Below are 24049 nucleotides of genomic sequence, written 5' to 3'. Positions count from 1 at the left end.
AGAGGCGCAATGTCTGAGCTTGCCGGCGATAAGAAGCAGGCAGACAACAGCAACGCGGCCTCGTCCCACACCCTTCTGGAAGGGCGGCTCGGGTATCAGCTCGAGACCGCCCTTCTGGTGCGTGCGCTCACCCACCGCTCGTACGCGTACGAGAACGGCGGTCTGCCCACCAACGAACGCCTGGAGTTCCTCGGGGACTCCGTGCTGGGCCTGGTGGTCACGGACACGCTGTACCGGACCCACCCCGACCTGCCGGAAGGCCAGCTGGCCAAACTGCGGGCCGCGGTGGTCAACTCGCGTGCACTGGCGGAGGTCGGGCGCGGCCTCGAACTCGGCTCCTTCATCCGGCTCGGCCGGGGCGAAGAGGGCACGGGCGGCCGGGACAAGGCCTCCATCCTCGCCGACACCCTTGAAGCGGTGATCGGCGCGGTCTACCTCGACCAGGGCCTCGACGCGGCCTCGGAGCTGGTCCACCGGCTCTTCGACCCGCTGATCGAGAAGTCTTCGAACCTCGGTGCCGGACTGGACTGGAAGACCAGCCTCCAGGAACTCACCGCGGCGGAGGGCCTCGGCGTACCGGAGTACCTGGTCACCGAGACCGGGCCGGACCACGAGAAGACCTTTACTGCTGCTGCCCGCGTCGGTGGTGTCTCGTACGGCACCGGCACCGGCCGCAGCAAGAAGGAAGCGGAACAGCAGGCGGCGGAATCCGCGTGGCGCGCGATCCGCGCGGCCGCGGACGAGCGGATCGCGGCGCAGGCCGCGGCCGTGGAAGCGGCTGCCGTACCGGACGGCGGGGCGCCGACTCCCGCCGCGGGTGCGACGCCCGCCGACTGACCCGGCTCCTTCGGTTTTTCCACCGCCCCGCGGCCTCCTCCGAGGCCGCGGGGCGGTGCCGTTTTCATGCCGATCGGGTGTCGTCAGGTGCTGTCAGGTGCTGCGCGAGGGCCGTTCCGGCCGTGCGGAACGGCGGCGGTAGGGTGCTGGTGACCGGTCCACACCCGAGGAGACGCCGTGCCCGAACTGCCCGAGGTCGAAGTCGTACGCCGCGGGCTGGAGCGCTGGGTAGCCGGACGGACCGTCGGCGCGGTGGAGGTGCGCCACCCCCGGGCCGTACGCAGGCACCCCGCGGGCGGCGCCGACTTCGCGGCCCGCCTCCGCGGCGAGACCATCGGCATCCCGCGCCGCCGCGGCAAGTACCTGTGGCTGCCCCTCGAGGGCCGGGAGCTCTCGGTGCTGGGACACCTCGGGATGAGCGGGCAGCTGCTGGTGCAGTCCGAGGAGGCCCCGGACGAGAAGCACCTGCGGATCCGGGTGCGCTTCCAGGACGACCGGGGCACCGAACTGCGCTTCGTCGACCAGCGGACCTTCGGCGGGCTCTCCCTGCACGAGAGCGTCCCCGGCAGCCCGGACGGGCTTCCCGACGTCATCGCGCACATCGCCCGGGACCCCCTGGACCCGGAGTTCGACGAGACGGCGTACCACCTCGCCCTGCGGGCCAAGCGGACCACCGTCAAGCGGGCGTTGCTCGACCAGTCGCTGATCAGCGGGGTCGGGAACATCTACGCCGACGAGGCCCTGTGGCGCGCCCGGCTGCACTACGAGCGCCCGACGGCCACGCTCACGCGCCCCCGGAGCGCGGAACTCCTCGCTCACGTACGGGACGTGATGAACGCGGCCCTCGCGGTCGGCGGGACCAGCTTCGACAGCCTGTACGTCAATGTGAACGGCGAATCCGGGTACTTCGACCGGTCGCTGGACGCATACGGCCGTGAGGACGAGCCCTGTCGGCGCTGCGGCACGGCCATGCGCCGCCGCCCCTGGATGAACCGGTCGAGCTACTTCTGCCCGCGCTGTCAGAGGCCGCCGCGCCCGGCGTCGTAACGCTCCCGCGAGGCGAGCACCTCAGGCGTGCCCTCTTCCAGGAACCGGATCAGGGTCAGCAGCCGCTCCGCGACGCCGCGTCCCAGCGGGGTCAGTTCGTAGTCCACGCGGGGCGGGTTCGTCGGCTGCGCCTCCCGGTGCACGATGCCGTCGCGCTCCAGCGCGTGCAGCGTCTGGGAGAGCATCTTCTCGCTCACGCCGTCGACCCGTCGGCGCAGCTCGTTGAACCGGCAGGCGCCGTCGTACAGCGCGCCGACCGTCAGCGTGCCCCAGCGGCCGGTGACGTGTCCCAGCGTCTCCCGCGAGGGACAGGCACGGGCGAAGACGTCGAACGCCAGGTCTTGGGTGGGGGTGGCGGCGTTTTCCATGCCAACGAGGGTACTCCGCCTCGTCTACGACAGGTAAGCGCTGAAGGAAGGATTGCGCTTTCGAAAAGTAAGTGCTTTCCTTCTTTCAGTGCACGGCGCGGTCCTGCCGTGCGGCCACACGTCTGAGGAGAGCTCCATGACCGCCACGCAGAACCCCGTCGTCTCGATCGCCTACCACTCGGGCTACGGCCACACGGCGGTCGTCGCCGAGGCCGTCCGCTCCGGTGCGCTGGACGCGGGCGCCACGGTCCACCTGATCAAGGTCGACGAGATCGACGACGCGCAGTGGGAGCTGCTCGACGCGTCCGACGCGATCATCTTCGGCTCGCCCACCTACATGGGCACCGCCTCCGGCGCCTTCCACGTCTTCGCGGAGGCCACCTCGAAGCGCTGGTTCACCGACGCCTGGAAGGACAAGCTGGCCGCGGGCTTCTCCAACTCCGGCTCCAAGAGCGGCGACAAGCTGCACACCCTGCAGTACTTCCAGACGCTTGCCGCGCAGCACGGCATGAGCTGGGTCAACCTGGGCCTGAAGCCGGGCTGGAACTCCACCACGGGCTCCGAGCACGACCTCAACCGCCTGGGCTTCTTCTCCGGCGCCGGTGCCCAGACCAACTCCGACGAGGGGCCGGACGCCGTCCACAAGGCCGACCTCGCCACCGCCGAGCACCTCGGCCGCCGCGTCGCCGAAACCGCCCGGGTCTTCACCGCCGGCCGCGCGGCCCTCGCCGCCTGACCCGTACAGCCCCAGGGCCTGGGGCCGCGGTCGTCTCAGAAGCCGAAGTCCTGGGTCCACCAGGGGCCGCCGGGGGCGAAGTGGGCGCCCACGCCCAGGGTGCGGAACTCGCAGTTGAGGATGTTGGCGCGGTGGCCGGGGCTGTCCATCCAGGACTGCATCACGGCCTCGGCGTCGGCCTGGCCGCGGGCGATGTTCTCGCCGCCGAGGCCCGAGAGGCCCGCCTGCGAGGCGCGGTCCCAGGGCGAGTCGCCGTCGGGGTCCGTGTGGTCGAAGAACTTCCGCTCCGCCATGTCCTTGCTGAACGCGCCCGCCAGGGCGGCCAGCGGCGGGTTCTGGCGGACCGGGCGGCAGCCGGCCTGGGCGCGCTCCTGGTTCACCAGCGCCAGCACCGCGGCTTCCGCGGCGGACTCGCCGTCCGCGGGCGGGTCGGCGGGCGTCTGCGTGGGAGCCGGCGGCTGGGGCTTCGGCGTCGGCTTCCTGGTCGCCTTCGTCACGCTCGGCTTCGGGGAGGACGAGGCGGTGGAAGGGGAAGGAGAAGGGGTGGCAGACGCGGATGCCGAGGGCTTCGGCTTGGGCTTCGGCTTGGGCTTCGCCTCGGGCTTCGCCTTGGGCTTGGGCGACGAGGCGCGCGTCGCCGTGCCGGCTCCGCCCGAGACCGTACCGGCCGAGCTGCTGTCGGTCAGGCTCTTGAGGCCGCCGTGCTGGCGCGGCTGGTCCCCCATCGATGCAGAGGCCTTGGCCTCGACCTTCGGCGCCCGGTCGCCGGAGCTGCTGCTCCCGCCGAGGATGATGTTGTCCCCGACCGGCACCAGGCCGGAGGTGACGGCCACCACGCCCAGTGCGGCAGCCGCGGTCACGCCCAGCAGACCGGTGCGCACGGGTGCGGTGCCCTTGCCGCGGCGTGGCGCGGTGCTTCGGTGGCGTCCCATCGGCGGTGCCCTTCTGGCCGTACGAGGTCCTCTGGTCGTCTGCAAGATCGACCTTTACTCACCCAAATAGGCGAGTTCATTGAGGCGCGACTGTACGCCATGCAGCCAGGGGGGCGAGGTGATCGTCGCGGGACTGAACGGTTAGCGTTCACACATGAGCGAAGACGTACGCATGACCGCCTGGGTGAGGGGTCGTGTGCAAGGAGTGGGCTTCCGCTGGTTCACCAGGGAGAACGCACTGGCCATCGGAGGCCTCGTCGGATTCGCCTCCAATCTCGACGACGGGCGGGTACAAGTCGTCGCCGAAGGTCAACGTGACAATTGCCACCGCCTCCTCGAATGGCTCGGGTCCTCCGCCACGCCCGGGCGCGTGGACGGCGTCACGGAAATATGGGGAGAGCCGCGCGGCGGCTACGACGGCTTCGAGATCCGCTGACGGGCGCCTGACCAGCAGTCGGTCCCGGTGCGGCCGGTGACCGCCGACACGCGGCGGTCACCTCGGCAGTTCACACGGTTCACACGCGCCATTGCCGATCTCGTCACGGCGTGGAAGGCTCGGACTGAGGCTGATCTTCGAAGCGCTCCAGAGCCCCTCGAACGGGCCGGGTTGCCCGCCGATACGGGGCGTGATCGTGTTGACCGTCAAACTTTTTGGTGAGACGCTGGAAGCCCCGCGCACCCTAGCTGTTTGGCAGTGTCGGCAGAAGAACCGCCGTGACACACAGATACTGCCGGGCACCGCGGGTGCGAATCCCTCACGACCCACACCGCTTCGGTCGGTCACTCAGTGTGGAGGACCATCCATCATGGCAAAGGCGCTTCTCGGTTACGTCGGCGGTTCCGACCCGCGACTCCTCGCCGAGATGCGACGGCTTCAGCAGCGCGTCCAGGACCTGGAGTCCGAGCTCGTACGGATCCAGTCCGAGAACGACGCACTGACCGCCGCCGCTCAGCACGGAGACTCGCTGCTGGACAGCATCGACATCGACGTACCCCAGGCGGAGCCTGCGCTCACCTGATCGCTTGACCCGTTAACTCATCCAGCAGGACCTGCAAGGGACGCTCCGGCGTCCCTTCTTTACTTTTGCCCAGGCGAGGACCCGTTTCCTTTAACGTCTGATGTGCCCTGCACCTTCATGGGTGAAACCGGATGTGAAAGGTAGAGTCCGGCTGCGTGCACCTCAAGGCCCTGACTCTCCGCGGATTCAAATCCTTCGCATCCGCCACGACCCTGCGCTTCGAGCCCGGCATCACCTGTGTCGTGGGCCCCAACGGCTCGGGCAAATCCAATGTCGTGGACGCCCTCTCCTGGGTCATGGGCGAACAGGGGGCCAAATCCCTGCGCGGCGGCAAGATGGAGGACGTCATCTTCGCCGGGACCACGGGGCGGCCGCCGCTGGGCCGGGCCGAGGTCTCGCTCACCATCGACAACTCCGACGGTGCCCTGCCGATCGAGTACGCCGAGGTCACCATCACGCGGATCATGTTCCGCAACGGCGGCAGCGAGTACCAGATCAACGGCGACACCTGCCGGCTGCTCGACATCCAGGAACTGCTGTCGGACTCCGGCATCGGCCGCGAGATGCACGTCATCGTCGGCCAGGGTCAGCTGGACTCCGTACTCCACGCGGACCCCATGGGCCGCCGCGCCTTCATCGAGGAAGCGGCCGGCGTGCTCAAGCACCGCAAGCGCAAGGAGAAGGCGCTGCGGAAGCTGGATGCGATGCAGGCCAACCTCGCGCGCGTCCACGACCTCACCGAGGAACTGCGCCGCCAGCTCAAGCCGCTCGGAAGGCAGGCGGCCGTGGCCCGGCGGGCCGCCGTGATCCAGGCAGACCTGCGCGACGCCCGGCTGCGGCTGCTCGCCGACGACCTGGTGGCGCTGCGCACCGCCCTCGACGCGGAGCTCGCCGACGAGGCGGCGCTCAAGGAGCGCAAGGAGACGGCGGAGGCCCAGCTCAAGGAGGCACTGGACCGCGAGGCGCGGCTCGAGGCCGCGGTCCGCGAGCTCGCCCCCCGGCTCCAGCGGGCCCAGCACACCTGGTACGAGCTGTCGCAGCTGGCCGAGCGGGTCCGCGGCACGGTCTCGCTCGCCGACGCCCGGGTGAAGAGCGCCGGCGCGCCGCAGGAGGAGGAACGGCGCGGCCGCGACCCCGAGGACATGGAACGGGAAGCCGCCCGCATCCGCGAACAGGAAGCCGAACTCGAAGCCGCCCTGGAAGCCGCCTCTCGCGCGCTCGAGGACACGGTCGAGCACCGGGCCGAGCTGGAACGTTCGCTCGCCGCCGAGGAACGCCGCCTCAAGGACGTGGCGCGGGCCATCGCCGACCGGCGCGAGGGGCTGGCCCGGCTCTCGGGCCAGGTCGGCGCGGCCCGGTCGCGCGCCGGCGCCGCCCAGGCCGAGATCGACCGGCTGGCCGAGGCGCGGGAGTCGGCGGCCGTACGGGCGGCAGCTGCCCAGGAGGAGTACGAGCAGCTGGCGGCCGAGGTCGCGGGGCTCGATGCTGACGATGCGGAACTGGCCGCCGAACACGATGCCGCGCGGGCCGCTCTGGCCGCCGCGGAGGCGGAGTTCGGCGCGGCCCGGGAGGCGGCGACGGCTGCGGAGCGCTCGCGCGCGGCCGTGGCCGCCCGGCACGACGCGCTGGCGCTGGGGCTGCGCCGCAAGGACGGCACGGGCGCGCTGCTGGAGGTGCGGGACCGGCTGACGGGACTGCTGGGACCGGCCGCCGAACGGCTCTCGGTGGCCCCCGGGTACGAGGTGCCGGTCGCGGCGGCACTGGGCGCGGCGGCCGACGCCCTCGCGGTGACCTCGGCCGGAGCTGCGGCCGAGGCGATCCGCCACCTGCGCGCGGCGGACGCGGGCCGCGCGACGTTCCTGGTGGCGGGCTCCGCGAGCGCTTCCGCCGGGGCGGGCCGGGCCGAGTCTCCGGCTCCCCTTCCCGTTCAGTCCGCCGCCGGTCCCGGCCGGGCGGGCGAGGGACCCGTGGACACGTCGGTCGGTGAGCCGGCCGGTGCGGGGGTCCCCGCCCAGGCCGGCCCGCCGGCCGTCACCGGCCAGTGCGTTTCCGCCGCTCCCGCAGGTCCGGCCGGGTCCGGGCCCGGAGGTCCCGTGTCCGCGGCGGGCGCTCCCGCCCCTGCGGGAACGGCCGTCGCCCACGCGCCGGACCGGTCGGCGCAAGCCGGCTCGCCCGACGTGCCCTTGTACGCGGCGGACCTCGTGCACGGCGACCCCGCCCTCGTCCTGGCCGTCGGCCGCGTGCTGCGCGACTACGTCGTCGTACCCGGACTCGACGAGGCCGAGGCGCTGGTGCGGGAGCGGCCCGAGGCCGTGGCCGTCACCGCCGACGGCGACGTCCTGGGCGCGTACCTCGCGCACGGCGGCGCCGCCGGTGCGCCCAGCCTCATCGAGGTGCAGGCCGCCGTCGACGAGGCCGCCGCCGAACTGGCCCGGCTGGACGGCAGCTGCAGCGAACTCGCCGGGGCCCAGCAGGCCGCCGCAGCGCGCCGCAGCGCGAGCGCAGCCCTCGCGGAAGAGCTCGGCGAGCGCCGCCGGGCCGGGGAGAAGGAGAAGTCCGGGGTCGCCCAGCAGCTCGGCCGGCTGGCCGGGCAGGCCCGCGGCGCCGCCGGGGAGGCGGAGCGCAGTGCCACCGCCGCGGCCAAGGCCGAAGAGGCTCTGGAGCGGGCCCTCGCCGAGGTCGAGGAGCTGGCCGAACGCCTGCTGGTGGCCGAGGAGCTGCCGGTGGAGGAGGAGCCGGACAGCGCGGTACGGGACCGGCTCGCCGCCGACGGGGCGAACGCCCGCCAGACCGAGATGGAGGCCCGCCTCCAGCTGCGCACCCACGAGGAGCGGGTCAAGGGCCTGGCCGGCCGGGCCGACTCCCTCGACCGCGCGGCCCGCGCCGAACGCGAGGCACGGGCCCGTGCCGAGCGCCGCCGCGCCCGGCTGCGGCACGAGGCGGAGGTCGCCGCCGCCGTCGGTGACGGCGCCCGTCAACTGCTCGCGCACATCGAGGTGTCACTCGTACGGGCCGAAGCGGAGCGGGCCGCCGCCGAGTACGCCAGGGGGGAGCGGGAGCAGGCGCTCGGCACCGAGCGCACCCGGGGCCGCGACCTCAAGAGCGAACTCGACAAGCTGACCGACTCCGTGCACCGCGGCGAGGTCCTCGGCGCGGAGAAGCGCCTGCGGATCGAGCAGCTGGAGGCGCGGGCGCTGGAGGAGCTGGGCGTCGAACCCGCCGCGCTGGTGGCCGAGTACGGGCCGGACCAGCTCGTTCCGCCTTCGCTGCCCGCCGAGGGGGAGGAGCTGCCCGAGGACCCGGAGCACCCCCGCAACCGGCCGGGGCCGTTCGAACGCGCCCAGCAGGAGAAGCGGCTCAAGGCGGCCGAGCGGGCCTACCAGCAGCTCGGCAAGGTCAATCCGCTGGCCCTGGAGGAGTTCGCGGCGCTGGAGGAACGGCACAAGTTCCTCAGCGAGCAGCTCGACGACCTGCGCCGGACGCGCGCCGACCTCCTCCTGGTGGTCAAGGAGGTCGACGAGCGCGTCGAGCAGGTGTTCACCGAGGCGTACCGGGACACGGCGCGGGAGTTCGAGGGCGTGTTCTCGCGGCTGTTCCCCGGGGGTGAGGGGCGGCTGATCCTGACCGATCCCGACAACATGCTCGCCACGGGCGTCGACGTGGAGGCCCGCCCGCCGGGCAAGAAGGTCAAGCGGCTCTCCCTGCTCTCCGGCGGCGAGCGCTCGCTGACGGCCGTGGCGCTGCTGGTGTCGATCTTCAAGGCCCGGCCGAGCCCGTTCTACGTGATGGACGAGGTCGAGGCCGCGCTCGACGACACCAACCTCCAGCGGCTGATCCGGATCATGGAGGAGCTCCAGGAGAGCTCGCAGCTGATCGTCATCACCCATCAGAAGCGAACCATGGAGGTCGCCGACGCGCTGTACGGCGTCTCGATGCAGGGCGACGGCGTGTCCAAGGTGATCAGCCAGCGGCTCCGTTAACCCCCTTTCCGTTCAAGACTTGAATCAAAAGCCCAGGGCCTCTCTGACGAGAGCCGGATAGAGCGCAGTCGCCTTGAAGTCTTGACTTCATAAAATGAACACATAAGCTCGCTCCGCTGTCTCCCGCCTTCCGGTGGTGCCCGATCTTGACCTGTGCGCCACTGAGAGGACGGACGAAACCCCACGGAGCACACCTTGACCAGCACAGCGAAGGCGCCCGCGCCCGGCGGCGGACGCGCGCCGCAGCCGGAGCACCTCGGCCACGTCATCTTCATCACCGCGGCCGCCGCCATGGGCGGCTTCCTCTTCGGCTACGACAGTTCCGTCATCAACGGCGCCGTCGAGGCGATCCGGGAGCGGTTCGACATCGGGTCCGAGGCGCTCGCCCAGGTGATCGCCGCCGCGCTGATCGGCTGCGCCATCGGCGCCGCGACGGCCGGCCGGGTCGCCGACCGGATCGGCCGGATCCGCTGCATGCAGATCGCCTCCGTGCTCTTCGCGGCCAGTGCCGTCGGTTCCGCCCTGCCCTTCGCCCTGTGGGACCTGGCCATGTGGCGGGTCATCGGCGGCTTCGCCATCGGCATGGCCTCCGTCATCGGCCCCGCGTACATCGCCGAGGTCTCGCCGCCCGCCTACCGCGGCCGCCTCGCGTCGTTCCAGCAGGCCGCGATCGTCATCGGCATCGCCATCTCCCAGCTGGTCAACTGGGGCATCCTCAACCTCGCGGACGGCGACCAGCGCGGCGAGATCGGCGGCCTGGAGGCCTGGCAGTGGATGCTGGGCGTGATGGTGGTCCCGGCGATGCTCTACGGCCTGCTGTCCTTCGCCATCCCGGAGTCCCCGCGCTTCCTGATCTCCGTCGGCCGCACCGAGCAGGCCAGGAAGGTCCTCGGCGAGGTCGAGGGCACGGGCATCGACCTCGACGCCCGCGTCCGGGAGATCGAGACCGCCATGCGGTCCGAGCACAAGTCGACCTTCAAGGACCTGCGCGGCGGCCGCTTCGGCCTGCTGCCCATCGTCTGGATCGGCATCGGCCTGTCCGTGTTCCAGCAGCTCGTCGGCATCAACGTGATCTTCTACTACAGCTCCTCGCTGTGGCAGTCCGTGGGCATCGACCCGACGAGCTCGTTCCTGTACTCCTTCACCACGTCGATCATCAACATCATCGGCACGGTGATCGCGATGGTGTTCGTCGACCGGATCGGCCGCAAGCCGCTGGCCCTCATCGGCTCGGTCGGCATGGCGCTCTCCCTCGGCCTCGCCGCCTGGGCCTTCTCCTACAAGCGGGAGGTCGCGGGCGAGATCTCGATGCCCGAGGCGCAGGGCACCGTCGCCCTGATCGCCGCGCACTCCTTCGTCCTCTTCTTCGCCCTGTCCTGGGGCGTGGTCGTCTGGGTGCTGCTCGGCGAGATGTTCCCCAACCGCATCCGGGCCGCGGCGCTCGGTGTGGCCGCCGCGGCCCAGTGGGTCGCCAACTGGGTGATCACGGTGACGTTCCCGACCCTGTCCGACTGGAACCTGTCCGGTGCGTACGTGATCTACACGTTCTTCGCCGTGCTCTCGATCCCCTTCATCCTCAAGTGGGTGCCGGAGACCAAGGGCAAGGCGCTGGAGGAGATGGGCTGACCACCCCGCCCTTGCCCTCTCCTCGCGAAGCGGGTGCCGCCCCGGCTCAGTCCCCCACCTCCTCGGGGCCCTTGAGCCGGGGCAGCACCTGTTCGCACAGCAGCTGAAGGCTGCGCCGGCCCTCGTCGACAGGCATCCCGCCGCACAGCGGGTGCAGGACGAGGTTTCCCGCCTCGCCCGCCCCGCGCGCGTACGCCACCGCCTCGTCCGGGGTGAGGATCCGGTACACCCCCTCCGCGCGCAGCTCCTCGACCGTCCCCGCCGCCGACCGGACCGCCGACTTGATGTCCTTGGACTGCCACGAGGCGTACATGCCCGCCTCGTGCAGGAAGTGCTTCCCGTACAGCGCCCACGCCCGGTCCGGATCCTGCGAGATGTGCAGCAGCGGGGTCTGCTCGGCGGGCATCATGCAGAAGCCCTCCGTCCCGTACTCCGCGAGCCGGGCGTGGTAGTACGCCTCCAGCTCCGGCAGGTGCGCACTGGGGAAGAACGGCAGCCCCAGCCGCGCCGCCCGGCGGGCCGCGGCCTGCGAACTCCCGCCGACCAGCAGCAGCGGGTGGGGCTGTGTGAACGGGCGCGGGGTCACCCGTACGGTCCGGCCCCGGTACGTGAACGGCTCGCCCGTCCAGGCCTGGAGCAGCGTCTCCAGCAGCTCGTCCTGGAGCCGGCCGCGCCGGCCCCACTCCACGCCGTGCTGCTCGTACTCCTCGGGCCGGTAGCCGATGCCCGCGACGGTGACCAGGCGGCCGCCGCTGAGCAGGTCGAGCACCGCGATGTCCTCGGCCACCTTCAGCGGGTCGTACAGCGGGCCGATGATGGCCGAGACGGTGACCGCGATCCGCCGGGTGGCACCGAAGACCGCGCCGGCGAAGGCGAACGGCGAGGGCAGCCAGTTGTTGGCGGTGCCGTGGTGCTCCTCGGTCTGGACCGTGTCGATGCCGTGGTCGTCGGCGTACGCGGCCATCTCCAGGGCGGCCCGGTAGCGGGCGGCGAGGGTCTCGGGCGTCCCGTGCGGGTCGACGAGATTGAACCTGGCCACGGTGATGGGCATGAAGAAGTCCCCCTTCGCCTTGGTGGACGGGCCGGGCGAAGGGGGACGTTAGCTGACGCGGCGTCAGTTGGACAGGGATCCGGCGGTCTCCGGCTCGGGCACCGCCGCCGGCGCCGGCGCGGGAGCGGCCGCACTGCGCGGCAGGACCGCGTACAGCAGGCCCGAGGTGAGGATGCCGGCCGCCCAGCCGAGCCCGTTCTCGCCGATCCAGGTACCGGCCAGCGGCCCGGCGAACCAGTCGACGCGGGTGAACAGCAGACCCGCCACGAGCGCCGCCGCCCACGCCGTCATGGCCTGCCGGGCGAACCCGCCGCGGTACCAGTAGGCACTCGTTCGGGTGGTGTTCAGCAGCGCCTCGGCGTCATAGACCCGGCCGCGCAGCATGTCCACGCCGAACACGCCGATCCAGGCGGAGAACGCCACGGCGAGCAGGGTCAGGAAGGAGATGAACGACCCGAAGAAGCTCGTGGCCACGACCATCAGCAGGAAGCCGAACACCAGGCTGATCACGGCGTTCACACTGACGGCCCAGGCGCGCGGCACCTTGATGCCCAGCGTCTGCGCGGTGAAGCCCGCCGAATACATCGACATCGAGTTGATCAGCAGCATGCCGACCAGTGCGATCAGCAGGTACGGGACCGCGATCCAGGTGGGCAGCAGCTCCCCGATGAACGACACCGGGTCCTGCGCGGTCGCCAGGTCCGGGGTGCCGACCGCCATCACCGCACCCATCAGCACCATCGGCAGCACGACGACGCCCGCGCCGCCGACCGTCGCGCCGACCATGCCCTTGGAGGAGGCCGTACGGGGGAGGTAGCGGGTGAAATCCGGGCCGGAGGGCACCCAGCTGATGCCGCCCGCGGCGATGGTGCCGATGCCCGCGATCATCATCGCGGTGGAACCGGCGGGCTTGCCGAAGACGGCCGACCAGTCGGTGTCCACGACCAGGTACCCCAGCACGAGCACGCTGAACGCGCCGAAGAGGTACGTGGACCACGTGCTGCACCTGCGCAGGGCGTTGATGCCCAGCCCGGAGACCAGGAACGTGCAGCCGACGAAGAGCAGGAGCGTGACCACGATCAGCGGCGTGCTGCTCTCGATGCCGAAGAGCAGGTCGAGCACGGTCAGGAGGGCGTAGGCGCCGCTGACGGCGTTGATCGTCTCCCAGCCCCAGCGCGCCACCCAGATCAGCGCCCCGGGGAACAGGTTGCCGCGCTGGCCGAAGACCGCGCGGGACAGGGCCATGCCGGGGGCGCCGCCGCGCTTCCCGGCGATCGAGATCAGCCCGACGATGCCGTACGACACCAGGGGCGCGACCATCGCGACGACCAGGACCTGCCAGATGTTCAGCTTGTTGAAGATCACCAGGCCGGCGCCCATGGTCAGCAGCAGCACGCTGATGTTCGCGGCGGCCCAGGTGGGCATCAGCTCGCGGACGCGGCCGGTGCGCTCGCCGTCCGGGACGGGCTCCAGGCCGCGGGTCTCTATCGCGCCGTCGGCGGTCTCGGCAGGCATGCGTGCTCCGTGAGGGGGGGATGGGGGAGTCGCCCATCATCGTAGGTTTGCCGGGAAATGTACAAATAGAGGCTTACGGCCTTGTGTCATCCTCCAGGCTCCGGGTTCTCCGCCGACCGTGGCCGATACTGGTACGCGTTATGGAAATCCTCATCCTTGCTGTAGTCATCGCCCTGGTCGCGGTCGGCGTGATCAGCGGGCTCGTGGTCAGCGGCCGCAAGAAGAAGCAGCTGCCGCCCACGGCACCGTCGAGCACGCCGACCATCACTGCCCCGCCCGCCGAACCGCGCGTGGGGGAGGACGCCGCGCCGACGGTCGACGAGCCGCGCCGCACGATCGAAGAGGTCGTGCTCCCGGACGCCGGGACCCAGGCCCCGACGGCGGAGGTCCCCGCCCCGGCCGCCGAGCCCGCCGCTCCGGCCGCGCCCGAGATCGAGGTGCCCGAGCCGACGGCCGGCCGCCTGGTCCGGCTCCGAGCCCGCCTCTCCCGCTCCCAGAACTCGCTCGGGAAGGGCCTGCTCACGCTGCTCTCCCGCGAGCACCTGGACGAGGACACCTGGGAGGAGATCGAGGAGACGCTGCTCGTCGCGGACGTCGGCGTCGCCCCCACCCAGGAGCTGGTCGACCGCCTGCGCGAGCGCGTCAAGGTGCTCGGCACCCGCACCCCCGAGGGGCTCCGCACGCTGCTGCGCGAGGAGCTCGTCGCCATCATCGGCCCCGACATGGACCGCGCGGTCAAGACCGAGAGCGGCACGGACACCCCGGGCGTCGTCATGGTCGTCGGCGTCAACGGCACCGGCAAGACCACCACCACCGGCAAGCTCGCCCGCGTCCTGGTCGCCGACGGCCGCAGCGTGGTGCTCGGCGCCGCGGACACCTTCCGTGCCGCCGCCGCCGACCAGCTGCAGACCTGGGGCGAGCGCGTGGGCGCCCGCACCGTCCGCGGCCCCGAGGGCGGCGACCCGGCCTCGATCGCCTACGACGCCGTCAAGGAGGGCATCGCCGAGGGAGCGGACGTCGTACTGATCGACACCGCCGGCCGCCTCCACACCAAGACCGGCCTCATGGACGAGCTCGGCAAGGTCAAGCGCGTCGTCGAGAAGCACGGCCCGCTGGACGAGGTCCTGCTCGTCCTCGACGCCACCACCGGCCAGAACGGTCTGGTCCAGGCCCGGGTCTTCGCCGAGGTCGTGGACATCACCGGCATCGTGCTGACCAAGCTCGACGGCACCGCCAAGGGCGGCATCGTCATCGCCGTCCAGCGCGAGCTGGGCGTCCCGGTCAAGCTCGTGGGCCTCGGCGAGGGCGCGGACGACCTCGCGCCGTTCGAGCCCGGCGCGTTCGTCGACGCGCTGATCGGGGACTGATTTCCCCGTACGCGGTAATCCGTACGAGTGGGGCCCGGCAACGGTGGTTGCCGGGCCCCACTCCGTCGTACGCGCCCTACAGCTGGAAGCGGTGGCAGATGTACGCCAGCGTCCCGAGCAGCAGGCGCGCCTGCGGGGGCGCGCCCGCGGTGTCGAGCGCCGGGGGACGCAGCCAGCGGACCGGCCCCAGACCGCCGTGGTCCGACGGGGGCGCCGTGACGAACGCCCCCGTGCCCAGCGCGCGCAGGTCCAGATCGGCGTCGTCCCAGCCCATCCGGTACAGCAGCTGGGGCAGTTCGGCGGCCGCGCCGGGCGCCACGAAGAACTGCGCACGCCCGTCGGGCGTCGCCGTCACCGGGCCCAGCGGCAGGCCCATTCGCTCCATCCGGACCAGCGCCCGCCGCCCCGCCTCCTCGGCCACCTCGATGACGTCGAAGGACCTGCCCACCGGCAGCAGCACCGCGGCCCCCGGGAACTCGCCCCAGGCCTCGGTGACCTCGTCCAGCGTGGCGCCCGCGGGCACCCCGGCGTCGAAGGCCAGCGGATGCGCGCCCGGTGCGGCGCACTGCGGATCGCCGCACGAGCAGGTGCGGGACCCGGCCGCAGCCCGCGCCCCGGGCACCGCGTCCCAGCCCCACAGGCCGGTGTACTCCGCCACGGCCGTGCACTCCGACATCCGGCCGCGGCGCCGCGAGCCGGACCGGAACTCCTTGGTCCCCCGGCTGCTGCCGCCGATCGTGAAGCCCATGCCCCCTCCAACGGGTCGAACTCGCCGGTGGTTACGACACGGAGACCAGGCAGTCCCACGGCGCACTCCATCGCCGTCTGCGCCCCGGCGTACGGCCGGTCCGCCCGCTGCCCGACATCCTGTGTCAAGTGAATCGCGCCCGGCGGGTGGCGAGTTCATTCAAAGGGGTGGCGAATGGTGGCGTTTCCGGGATCGGCCTCGCGGGAGGGGTGATCGTAGGATTACTTTCGGTACACGAAATCCTGGCGGAAGACGCATCCTTGGGTATGCCGGTGGCAAGGTGTGTGGCTATTCCCTGGCGGACGCGAGGGTGTTCCGAGGATGAATGGATGGGGGCGTTCCAGTGAGCGGCAGTGGCCCAAACGGCGCGAGCGAGGAGCCCGTACCCCGCACCGGCGGGGGAGAGCCGAGCCCGAACGAACAGCTGACGTCGTGGTTCGTGCGCAGCGGCTGGTCCAAGGGCGAGCTCGCCCGCCAGGTCAACCGCCGAGCCCGGCAGCTCGGCGCGCACCACATCAGCACCGACACCTCCCGGGTCCGCCGCTGGCTCGGCGGCGAGCAGCCCCGCGAACCCATCCCGCGGATCCTGTCCGAGCTGTTCTCCGAGCGCTTCGGCGCGGTCGTCGCCATCGAGGACCTCGGCCTGCGCATCGCCCACCAGTCGCCGTCCGTCTCCGGCGTGGACCTGCCCTGGGCCGCCCCCCAGACCGTCGCCCTGCTCGGCGAGTTCTCCCGCAGCGACCTGATGCTCGCCCGGCGCGGCTTCCTCGGAACCTCGCTCGCACTCTCCGCCGGCCCCGCCCTCATCGAGCCCATGCAGCGCTGGCTCGTACCGGTCCCGGCCGCCGACCCGGGGTCGGAGGGCGGGCCGGCGGTCCGCCCGCGCGCGCGGCTGTCCGCGCCCGAGCTGGACCTGCTCGAGGACACCACGGTCATGTTCCGGCAGTGGGACGCCCAGTGCGGCGGCGGGCTGCGCCGCAAGGCCGTGGTCGGGCAGCTGCACGAAGTCACCGACCTGCTCCAGGAGTCCCACCCGGCACCCACGATGAAGCGCCTCTTCAAGGTCGCCGCCGAACTGGCCGAACTGGCCGGCTGGATGAGCTACGACATCGGCCTCCAGCCCACCGCCCAGAAGTACTTCGTCCTCGCCCTGCACGCCTCCAAGGAGGCCGGTGACAAGCCGCTCGGCTCGTACATCCTCTCCAACATGAGCCGCCAGATGATCCACCTGGGCCGGCCCGAGGACGCGTTGGAACTGATCCACCTCGCGCAGTACGGCAGCCGCGACTGTGCCGGCCCGCGGACCCAGGCCATGCTGTATGCGATGGAGGCCCGCGCCTACGCCAACATGGGCCAGCCCAGCCGGTGCAAGCGGGCCGTGCGGATGGCCGAGGACACCTTCGCGGACGTCGCCTTCGGCGGGGAGCCCGAGCCCGACTGGATCCGCTTCTTCTCCGAGGCGGAGCTGAACGGCGAGAACTCCCACTCGTACCGCGACCTCGCCTACGTAGCCGGGCGCAGCCCGACGTACGCCTCCCTCGCCGAACCCGTCATGCAGCGTGCCGTCGACCTCTTCGGCAAGGACGAGGAGCACCAGCGCTCCTACGCCCTCAACCTCATCGGCATGGCCACCGTCCACCTGCTCAGGCGCGAGCCCGAGCAGGCCGTCGGGTTCGCCGAGCAGGCCCTCCCGGTGGCCAAAAAAGTGCGCTCCGAACGGGTGAACACCCGGCTGCGGAAGACCGTCGACACCGTGGCCCGCGAGTACGGCGACATCGCCGAGGTCGTGCGCCTCACCGACCACATCGCCGCCCAGCTCCCCGAGTCCGCCCAGGCCGTCTGACAGCCGCACCGCACCGCGCCGGAACCCGGCCGCGCCGTCCACCCGCAGCAGCCGACCCGGCTCTCCCCGAGCCGGGCCGCGCGGGTGCCGCCGCGGCCGACGTACGTTCCGGCCCATTCACGGGGGCGTAACACGCCCGACCTCTTCGTCACGGCAGCGAAACATCGAGCGGCACCGCCGGAAACCGGCTTGCGCGAATCTCGTGGCTCATAACCGGCCAGTCCCCAGGCCGCGAGCCTTGCGCCGCTCAGGTTTCCCACGATCGCCCGCACGCGAACGTACCGACGACGAGGAGACGCCGATGGCACCAGCCATCACGACCCTGGCCGCAGACGCCCCCGAGCTGTCTGCCGCCAACACCGGGTTCATGCTCATCTGCTCCGCCCTGGTCATGCTGATGACCCCGGGCCTCGCCTTCTTCTACGGAGGCATGGTCCGCGTAAAGAGCAGCCTCAACATGCTCATGATGAGCTTCATCAGCCTCGGGATCGTCACGATCCTCTGGGTCCTCTACGGCTTCAGCCTCGCCTTCGGCACCGACTCCGGCTCGGTCATCGGCTGGTCCGCCGACTACGTGGGCCTCAGCGGCATCGGACTCACCGAACTCTGGGACGGCTACACCATCCCGGTCTACGTGTTCGCCGTGTTCCAGCTGATGTTCGCGATCATCACCCCGGCCCTGATCAGCGGTGCGCTCGCCGACCGCGTCAAGTTCAGCGCCTGGGCCCTGTTCATCGCCCTGTGGGTCACCGCCGTCTACTTCCCCGTCGCCCACTGGGTCTGGGGAGCCGGCGGCTGGCTCTTCGAGATGGGCGTCATCGACTTCGCGGGCGGCACCGCCGTCCACATCAACGCCGGCGCCGCGGCCCTCGGCGTGATCCTCGTCATCGGCAAGCGCGTCGGCTTCAAGAGGGACCCGATGCGGCCGCACAGCCTGCCGTTGGTCATGCTCGGCGCCGGCCTGCTGTGGTTCGGCTGGTTCGGCTTCAACGCCGGCTCCTGGCTCGGCAACGACGACGGCATCGGCGCCGTGATGTTCATCAACACCCAGGTCGCCACCGCCGCCGCGATGCTCGCCTGGCTCGCGTACGAGAAGCTGCGCCACGGCGCCTGCACCACCCTCGGCGCCGCCTCCGGTGCCGTCGCCGGCCTCGTCGCGATCACCCCCTCCGGCGGTTCCTGCTCCCCGCTGGGCGCGATCGCCATCGGTGCCATCGCCGGTGTCCTGTGCGCCATGGCCGTCGGCCTCAAGTACAAGTTCGGCTACGACGACTCCCTCGACGTCGTCGGCGTCCACCTCGTCGGCGGCATCCTCGGCTCCCTGCTCGTCGGCTTCTTCGCCACCGGCGGGGTCCAGTCCGATGCGGCCGGCCTCTTCTACGGCGGCGGCCTCGAGCAGCTCGGCAAGCAGGCCGTGGGCGTCTTCTCCGTCCTGGCCTACTCTCTGGTCGCGTCCGCGGTGCTCGCCTTCCTCATCGACAAGACGATCGGGATGCGGGTCTCCGAGGACGACGAGGTCTCCGGCATCGACCAGGTCGAGCACGCCGAGACCGCGTACGACTTCAGCGGAGCCGGTGGCGGCGCCTCCTCGCGGAGCACCGCAGCCCCCGCGCACGCCGTCACGGAGACCGAGAAGACCAAGAAGGTGGATGCATGAAGCTCATCACCGCGATCGTCAAGCCGCACCGGCTCGACGAGATCAAGGAAGCCCTCCAGGCCTTCGGAGTCCACGGCCTCACCGTCACCGAGGCCAGCGGGTACGGCCGCCAGCGCGGCCACACCGAGGTCTACCGCGGCGCCGAGTACACCGTCGACCTCGTCCCGAAGATCCGCATCGAGGTCCTGATCGACGACGACGACGCGGAAGACGTCATCGCCGTCATCGTGAAGGCCGCCAAGACCGGCAAGATCGGCGACGGCAAGGTGTGGAGCGTGCCGCTCGACACCGTCGTCCGGGTCCGCACCGGCGAGCGCGGCGCAGAAGCGCTCTGAGCGACGGGAGCCCTTGGGTGACGAGCGTCGAAGAGACCACCGGCACGGCCGACTCGGGACCCAGCGGTTACGCCGCGGCCCGGCTGCGACTCCTCCAGGAGGGGTCGCGGTCCGGGCCTTCGCGGCGTTCCGCCCTGGCCGGCCTGACCGACACCTGGCTGACCGCGCTGTTCGCGGCAGCCGTCAAGGAGACCGGCGTACGGGGTGCGGCCCTCGTCGCCGTCGGCGGCTACGGCCGCGCCGAACTCTCCCCGCGCAGCGATCTCGACCTGCTGCTCCTCCACGACGGCAAGGCCGGCGCGGCGGACCTCGCCGCCCTCGCCGACCGGATCTGGTATCCCGTCTGGGACCTGGGACTGGCCCTCGACCACTCCGTACGGACCCCCGCGCAGGCCCGCAAGACCGCGGCCGAGGACCTCAAGGTCCAGCTGGGGCTGCTCGACGCCCGGCCCGTCGCGGGCGACCTCGGCCTCGTCGCGGGCCTGCGCACCAGCGTGCTGGCCGACTGGCGCAACCAGGCCGTCCGGCGCCTGCCCGAACTGCACGCCCTGTGCCGGGAGCGGGCCGACCGCGCGGGCGAACTGCGCTTCCTCCTCGAACCCGACCTCAAAGAGGCCCGCGGCGGACTCCGCGACGTCACCGCCCTGCGGGCCGTCGCCGCCTCCTGGATCGCCGACGCACCCCGCGAGGGCCTCGCCCAGGCACGCCGGCACCTGCTCGACGCCCGAGACGCCCTGCACCTCGTCACCGGCCGGGCCACCGACCGGCTCTCGCTCCAGGAGCAGACCCAGGTCGCCCAGGCCCTGGAACTGCCCGACGCGGACGCGCTGCTGCGCCAGGTGTACGAGGCCGCGCGCGTCGTGTCGTACGCCGGCGACGTCACCTGGCGCGAGGTGGGGCGGGTGCTGCGGGCCCGCGCCACCCGGCCGCGGCTGCGCGGACTGCTCGGGACCCGCACCGCACCGGCCGAGCGGGCCCCGCTCGCCGAAGGAGTGGTCGAGCAGGACGGCGAAGCGGTGCTGGCGCTGGCCGCCCGCCCCGAGCGCGACCCCGTCCTGCCGCTGCGGCTGGCCGCCGCCGCGGCCCAGGCCGGACTGCCCGTCTCCCCGCACGCCGTACGCCGGCTCGCCGCCCAGGGCAAGGCCCTGCCCGTGCCCTGGCCGGCCGAGGCGAGGGAACAGCTCGTCACCCTGCTGGGCGCCGGCGAGCCCACGGTCGCCGTCTGGGAGGCCATGGAGGCCGAAGGCCTCATCACCCGACTGCTGCCCGACTGGGAACGGGTCCGCTGCCGCCCGCAGCGCAACCCCGTCCACACCTGGACCGTCGACCGCCACCTCGTCGAGACGGCCGTCCGCGCCTCCGCGCTGACCCGCCGGGTCGGCCGCCCCGACCTGCTGCTCACCGCCGCACTGCTCCACGACATCGGCAAGGGATGGCCGGGGGACCACTCGGTCGCCGGCGAGACCATCGCCAGCGACATGGCGGCACGGGTCGGCTTCGAGCCCGCGGACGTGGCGGTCCTCGGCACCCTCGTACGCCACCACCTGCTCCTCATCGAGACGGCGACCCGGCGCGACCTGGACGACCCGGCCACCGTCCGCTCGGTCGCCGAGGCCGTCGGCTCGGCCGGGACGCTCGAGCTCCTGCACGCCCTGACCGAGGCCGACGCCCTGGCCACCGGTCCCGCCGCGTGGAGCGCCTGGCGCGGCTCGCTCGTCGCCGACCTGGTCGCACGCGTCGCGGCCCTGCTCGCCGGCGAGGTCCCTCCCGCGCCGGCGCCCACCGCCCCGTCGGCGCCCGCGGCGCACGCCGAGCAGGAGCGGCTCGCCGTGGAGGCCCTGCGGACCGGCGAGCCCGTGCTGTCCCTGCACGCCCGTACGGAAGCCGAGGGCGAGGTCGGCGTCGAGCTGATCGTGGCCGTACCCGACCAGCCGGGGGTCCTGCCCGCGGCCGCCGGAGTCCTCGCGCTGCACCGGCTCACGGTCCGCGCCGCCGACCTGCGCACCCTCGAACTCCCCGACCGGCTGGGCGAGGTCCTCGTGCTGCGCTGGCGGGTGGCGGCGGAGTACGGCTCCCTCCCGCAGGCGGCCCGGCTGCGCGCCGACCTGATCCGCGCGCTGGACGGCTCGCTGGACGTCCCGGCCAAGCTGGCGGCCCGCGAGGCCGCCTACCCGCGCCGCCGGGGCGTCGTACCGCCGCCGCCCCGCGTCTCGGTCGTCCCCGACGTCTCGTCCGCGGCCACGGTCCTCGAAGTCCGCGCCCCCGACGCGGTGGGCCTCCTGCACCGAATCGGCCGCGCCCTGGAGGGAGGCGGCGTACGCGTCCGCAGCGCCCACGTCTCGACCCTGGGGGCGAACGCCGTGGACTCCCTGTACGTGACGACCCCGGACGGCAAACCCCTCGACCCGGCGGAAGCGGAAGCCCTGGCGGCGGCCGTGGCGGCCGCCCTGTCGTAGCCGCGCTCCCGCACCGGAACCGGCCCCGGCCCCCCGGATACGGCGGGCGAGGTCGATTCCCGTGCGGGGCCGGATACCCTGGAGGGCGATCCACCGCCCCCGACCCCAAGGACCAACGAGCGCCGTGTTCGATACTCTCTCCGACCGCTTGGCGAATACTTTCAAGGGCCTGCGTGGCAAGGGTCGCTTGAGCGAGGCCGACATTGACTCGGCGGCGCGGGACATCCGCATCGCGCTCCTTGAGGCCGACGTAGCCCTCCCAGTCGTCCGCTCCTTCATCGCCAACGTCAAGGAGCGCGCTCGCGGCGAGGAGGTCAGCAAGGCGCTGAACCCGGGCCAGCAGGTCCTCAAGATCGTCAACGACGAACTGGTCAAGATCCTCGGCGGCGAGACCCGCCGCCTGCGGTACGCCAAGACCGCGCCGACCGTGATCATGCTCGCCGGCCTCCAGGGTGCCGGTAAGACCACCCTCGCCGGAAAGCTCGGCCTCTGGCTCAAGGGGCAGGGCCACTCCCCGCTGCTCGTCGCCTGCGACCTCCAGCGCCCCAACGCCGTCAACCAGCTCAGCGTCGTCGCCGAGCGGGCCGGCGTGGCCGTCTACGCCCCCCAGCCGGGCAACGGCGTCGGCGACCCGGTCCAGGTCGCCAAGGACTCCATCGAGTACGCGAAGACCAAGGTCCACGACATCGTGATCGTGGACACCGCCGGCCGCCTCGGCATCGACGCCGAGATGATGCAGCAGGCCGCGGACATCCGCGACGCCGTCAGCCCCGACGAGATCCTCTTCGTCGTCGACGCCATGATCGGTCAGGACGCGGTCAACACCGCCGAGGCCTTCCGCGACGGCGTGGGCTTCGACGGCGTCGTGCTCTCCAAGCTCGACGGCGACGCCCGCGGTGGTGCCGCGCTCTCCATCGCGCACGTCACCGGCAAGCAGATCATGTTCGCCTCGAACGGCGAGAAGCTCGACGAGTTCGACGCCTTCCACCCGGACCGCATGGCGGGCCGGATCCTCGACATGGGTGACATGCTCACCCTCATCGAGCAGGCCGAGAAGACCTTCTCGCAGGCCGAGGCCGAGAAGATGGCGGCCAAGCTCGCCAAGGGCCCCAAGGAGTTCACGCTCGACGACTTCCTGGCCCAGATGGAGCAGGTCCGCAAGATGGGCTCCATCTCCAAGCTGCTCGGCATGCTGCCCGGCATGGGGCAGATCAAGGACCAGATCAACAACATCGACGAGCGCGACGTCGACCGCACCGCGGCCATCATCAAGTCGATGACGCCCAAGGAGCGGCAGGACCCGACGATCATCAACGGCTCGCGCCGTGCCCGTATCGCCAAGGGCTCCGGCACCGAGGTCAGCGCCGTCAAGAACCTGGTCGAGCGGTTCTTCGAGGCCCGCAAGATGATGTCCCGCATGGCCCAGGGCGGCGGGATGCCCGGCATGCCCGGCATCCCGGGCATGGGCGGCGGCCCCGGCCGTCAGAAGAAGCAGGTCAAGCAGGCCAAGGGCAAGCGCAAGAGCGGCAACCCGATGAAGCGCAAGGCCGAAGAGGCCGCTGCCGCCGCGCGCCGGGACCAGGGCGGTGACACCCCGGCGCTGGAGCCCGGCGGTGCCTTCGGCCTGCCGGCCGGCCAGCCCGGCCAGGACTTCGAGCTCCCGGACGAGTTCCGCAGGTTCATGAAGTAGGCAGTACGTCCCGGCGAGAGGGCCCCGCTCCGGCGGGGCCCTCTCGCGTCACGGCACCCGGGCGATCACGTAGCGGAAGACGTTGGGGAGCCAGACCGTCCCGTCGGGCCGCTCGTACGGGTGCAGCGACTCGGCGAGCTCCTTCTCCGCCTGGGCGGCGTCCGGCAGCCCGGAGGACCCTGCGTCGGCGCCGCCGTACCGGCCCGCCGACAGCAGCCCGCGCACCGCGCTCTCCATGTCGGCGTACCCGAACGGGCAGAACACCCGGCCCGAGCCGTCCAGGCGCAGCCCTGCGGCGCTGGCGACGTCCTCCAGATCGTCGCGCCGGGGCGGCCGGCGCCACTCGGTGCCCAGCGCCGTCAGCGTGGCGCAGCGCTCCGGCGGCCCCCAGCCGGTCAGCACCACCGCTGCGCCCCGGCGGACCAGCGGCAGGGTGCCGGCGAGGTCGGCCGCCGTGTACGGGGCGTCCGGGCAGAGCGCCGTGAGGACGTCGTACGGTCTGCCGTCCGGCCGGGGCGGGGCCTGGTCCACGTCGAGGTGCCGTTCGCGGGCCAGGGCGAGCCGCCCGGGGTCCGCCTCGGCGCCCGCGACCCGCGCCCCGCGGGCCGCGCCGAGCAGCAGGGCCAGACCGGCCCCGCAGTCCAGGCCGAGCAGCCGGGTGCCGGGGCCGACGTCGAGCCGGTCGTACACCGCTTCGTACAGCGGTACGAGCATCCGCTCCTGGATCTCCGCCCAGTCCCGGGCGACGAGCGTCGGTGTCATGCGAAAGCGCTCCTGTCCTCCTTGCCCCCGTTGCCAGAGAACTGCTCATCGGGCCGCTCGTCCAGAGGACGGTGCGACCC

19 protein-coding genes are annotated in these 24049 nt (G+C 72.1%); 13 read left to right on the top strand and 6 right to left on the bottom strand.

The window, feature by feature from the left end; genetic code table 11:
• Window positions 1-9 precede the first annotated feature (9 nt).
• Both rnc and mutM read left to right on the top strand, forming a co-directional pair.
• Window positions 10-837, top strand: coding sequence for a ribonuclease III (gene rnc / locus ACZ7H1_RS02110; RefSeq protein ID WP_470782928.1), 828 nt, complete (start codon window positions 10-12; stop codon window positions 835-837).
• Between the two features lie 177 nt (window positions 838-1014).
• Window positions 1015-1884 (top strand): bifunctional DNA-formamidopyrimidine glycosylase/DNA-(apurinic or apyrimidinic site) lyase, encoded by an 870-nt coding sequence (gene mutM / locus ACZ7H1_RS02105; protein WP_470782927.1) that lies wholly within the window; start codon window positions 1015-1017, stop codon window positions 1882-1884.
• Here mutM and ACZ7H1_RS02100 read toward each other — a convergent pair.
• Window positions 1857-2252 carry a winged helix-turn-helix transcriptional regulator gene (locus ACZ7H1_RS02100; RefSeq protein WP_470782925.1) on the bottom strand — a complete coding sequence of 132 codons (396 nt, stop codon included), beginning with the start codon at window positions 2250-2252 and terminating at the stop codon, window positions 1857-1859. The genes mutM and ACZ7H1_RS02100 overlap by 28 nt on opposite strands.
• Window positions 2253-2388: 136 nt before the next feature.
• Between ACZ7H1_RS02100 and ACZ7H1_RS02095 the strand changes: the two genes are divergently transcribed.
• Window positions 2389-2988, top strand: a complete 600-nt coding sequence (locus ACZ7H1_RS02095; protein ID WP_470782924.1) for a flavodoxin family protein — start codon at window positions 2389-2391, stop codon at window positions 2986-2988.
• 35 nt (window positions 2989-3023) lie between these two features.
• Here ACZ7H1_RS02095 and ACZ7H1_RS02090 read toward each other — a convergent pair whose 3' ends face one another.
• Complete coding sequence (locus tag ACZ7H1_RS02090) at window positions 3024-3920, bottom strand: CAP domain-containing protein (protein ID WP_470782922.1); 897 nt, start codon at window positions 3918-3920, stop codon at window positions 3024-3026.
• Between the two features lie 154 nt (window positions 3921-4074).
• On the opposite strand from ACZ7H1_RS02090, the gene ACZ7H1_RS02085 reads away from it, so the two are divergent.
• From ACZ7H1_RS02085 to ACZ7H1_RS02070, 4 genes are all read left to right on the top strand, one after another.
• Entirely contained in the window at window positions 4075-4356 is a 282-nt protein-coding gene (locus tag ACZ7H1_RS02085) for an acylphosphatase (protein WP_470782921.1), read from the top strand.
• Between the two features lie 370 nt (window positions 4357-4726).
• Window positions 4727-4939, top strand: coding sequence for a hypothetical protein (locus tag ACZ7H1_RS02080; protein ID WP_150207136.1), 213 nt, complete (start codon window positions 4727-4729; stop codon window positions 4937-4939).
• 155 nt (window positions 4940-5094) lie between these two features.
• Window positions 5095-8919 (top strand): AAA family ATPase, encoded by a 3825-nt coding sequence (locus ACZ7H1_RS02075; protein ID WP_470782920.1) that lies wholly within the window; start codon window positions 5095-5097, stop codon window positions 8917-8919.
• A gap of 195 nt (window positions 8920-9114) precedes the next feature.
• Entirely contained in the window at window positions 9115-10545 is a 1431-nt protein-coding gene (locus ACZ7H1_RS02070; protein ID WP_470782919.1) for a sugar porter family MFS transporter, read from the top strand.
• Between the two features lie 46 nt (window positions 10546-10591).
• On the opposite strand, the gene ACZ7H1_RS02065 is transcribed toward ACZ7H1_RS02070, so the two are convergent.
• Window positions 10592-11596 carry an LLM class flavin-dependent oxidoreductase gene (locus tag ACZ7H1_RS02065; protein WP_470782917.1) on the bottom strand — a complete coding sequence of 335 codons (1005 nt, stop codon included), beginning with the start codon at window positions 11594-11596 and terminating at the stop codon, window positions 10592-10594.
• A 63-nt stretch (window positions 11597-11659) separates the two neighbouring features.
• A complete protein-coding gene (locus tag ACZ7H1_RS02060) occupies window positions 11660-13111 on the bottom strand; it encodes a cytosine permease (protein WP_470782915.1) in 1452 nt (483 codons plus the stop codon).
• 140 nt (window positions 13112-13251) lie between these two features.
• On the opposite strand from ACZ7H1_RS02060, the gene ftsY reads away from it, so the two are divergent.
• Window positions 13252-14478 (top strand): signal recognition particle-docking protein FtsY, encoded by a 1227-nt coding sequence (ftsY, locus tag ACZ7H1_RS02055; protein WP_470782913.1) that lies wholly within the window; start codon window positions 13252-13254, stop codon window positions 14476-14478.
• Window positions 14479-14554: 76 nt separating this feature from the next.
• Here the strand turns inward: ftsY and ACZ7H1_RS02050 are convergent, their stop codons facing one another.
• Window positions 14555-15226, bottom strand: coding sequence for a bifunctional DNA primase/polymerase (locus ACZ7H1_RS02050; protein ID WP_470782911.1), 672 nt, complete (start codon window positions 15224-15226; stop codon window positions 14555-14557).
• A gap of 325 nt (window positions 15227-15551) precedes the next feature.
• Here ACZ7H1_RS02050 and nsdA point away from each other — a divergent pair, with 325 nt between their 5' ends.
• From nsdA to ffh, 5 genes are all read left to right on the top strand, one after another.
• Window positions 15552-17069, top strand: a complete 1518-nt coding sequence (gene nsdA, locus ACZ7H1_RS02045; protein ID WP_470782910.1) for a transcriptional repressor NsdA — start codon at window positions 15552-15554, stop codon at window positions 17067-17069.
• Window positions 17070-17370: 301 nt separating this feature from the next.
• Window positions 17371-18726 (top strand): ammonium transporter, encoded by a 1356-nt coding sequence (locus ACZ7H1_RS02040; protein WP_470782908.1) that lies wholly within the window; start codon window positions 17371-17373, stop codon window positions 18724-18726.
• Complete coding sequence (locus ACZ7H1_RS02035) at window positions 18723-19061, top strand: P-II family nitrogen regulator (RefSeq protein WP_470782907.1); 339 nt, start codon at window positions 18723-18725, stop codon at window positions 19059-19061. The genes ACZ7H1_RS02040 and ACZ7H1_RS02035 overlap by 4 nt, the downstream gene beginning before the upstream one ends.
• 17 nt (window positions 19062-19078) lie before the next feature.
• Window positions 19079-21517 (top strand): [protein-PII] uridylyltransferase, encoded by a 2439-nt coding sequence (locus ACZ7H1_RS02030; RefSeq protein ID WP_470782905.1) that lies wholly within the window; start codon window positions 19079-19081, stop codon window positions 21515-21517.
• Window positions 21518-21641: 124 nt separating this feature from the next.
• A complete protein-coding gene (gene ffh / locus ACZ7H1_RS02025; protein WP_470782903.1) occupies window positions 21642-23207 on the top strand; it encodes a signal recognition particle protein in 1566 nt (521 codons plus the stop codon).
• Window positions 23208-23255: 48 nt separating this feature from the next.
• On the opposite strand, the gene ACZ7H1_RS02020 is transcribed toward ffh, so the two are convergent.
• Window positions 23256-23969, bottom strand: coding sequence for a methyltransferase type 11 (locus ACZ7H1_RS02020; RefSeq protein ID WP_470782901.1), 714 nt, complete (start codon window positions 23967-23969; stop codon window positions 23256-23258).
• Window positions 23970-24049 lie beyond the last annotated feature (80 nt).

It is taken from the genome of Streptomyces sp. NPDC037401 (genome assembly GCF_055602345.1).
Note: the sequence above shows the minus strand (reverse complement) of the source record. Positions and strands in the feature narration are given on the sequence as shown.

Excerpts from the sequence above, each read along its gene's own strand:
- ACZ7H1_RS02020 (WP_470782901.1), bottom strand. The coding sequence starts at position 23,969 with ATGACACCGACGCTCGTCGCCCGGGACTGGGCGGAGATCCAGGAGCGG.
- ACZ7H1_RS02035 (WP_470782907.1), top strand. The coding sequence starts at position 18,723 with ATGAAGCTCATCACCGCGATCGTCAAGCCGCACCGGCTCGACGAGATC.
- ACZ7H1_RS02065 (WP_470782917.1), bottom strand. The coding sequence starts at position 11,596 with ATGCCCATCACCGTGGCCAGGTTCAATCTCGTCGACCCGCACGGGACG.
- ACZ7H1_RS02050 (WP_470782911.1), bottom strand. The coding sequence starts at position 15,226 with ATGGGCTTCACGATCGGCGGCAGCAGCCGGGGGACCAAGGAGTTCCGG.
- rnc (WP_470782928.1), top strand. The coding sequence starts at position 10 with ATGTCTGAGCTTGCCGGCGATAAGAAGCAGGCAGACAACAGCAACGCG.
- ACZ7H1_RS02090 (WP_470782922.1), bottom strand. The coding sequence starts at position 3,920 with ATGGGACGCCACCGAAGCACCGCGCCACGCCGCGGCAAGGGCACCGCA.
- ACZ7H1_RS02040 (WP_470782908.1), top strand. The coding sequence starts at position 17,371 with ATGGCACCAGCCATCACGACCCTGGCCGCAGACGCCCCCGAGCTGTCT.
- ACZ7H1_RS02095 (WP_470782924.1), top strand. The coding sequence starts at position 2,389 with ATGACCGCCACGCAGAACCCCGTCGTCTCGATCGCCTACCACTCGGGC.
- ACZ7H1_RS02060 (WP_470782915.1), bottom strand. The coding sequence starts at position 13,111 with ATGCCTGCCGAGACCGCCGACGGCGCGATAGAGACCCGCGGCCTGGAG.
- ftsY (WP_470782913.1), top strand. The coding sequence starts at position 13,252 with ATGGAAATCCTCATCCTTGCTGTAGTCATCGCCCTGGTCGCGGTCGGC.
- ACZ7H1_RS02080 (WP_150207136.1), top strand. The coding sequence starts at position 4,727 with ATGGCAAAGGCGCTTCTCGGTTACGTCGGCGGTTCCGACCCGCGACTC.
- nsdA (WP_470782910.1), top strand. The coding sequence starts at position 15,552 with ATGGATGGGGGCGTTCCAGTGAGCGGCAGTGGCCCAAACGGCGCGAGC.
- ACZ7H1_RS02100 (WP_470782925.1), bottom strand. The coding sequence starts at position 2,252 with ATGGAAAACGCCGCCACCCCCACCCAAGACCTGGCGTTCGACGTCTTC.
- ACZ7H1_RS02085 (WP_470782921.1), top strand. The coding sequence starts at position 4,075 with ATGAGCGAAGACGTACGCATGACCGCCTGGGTGAGGGGTCGTGTGCAA.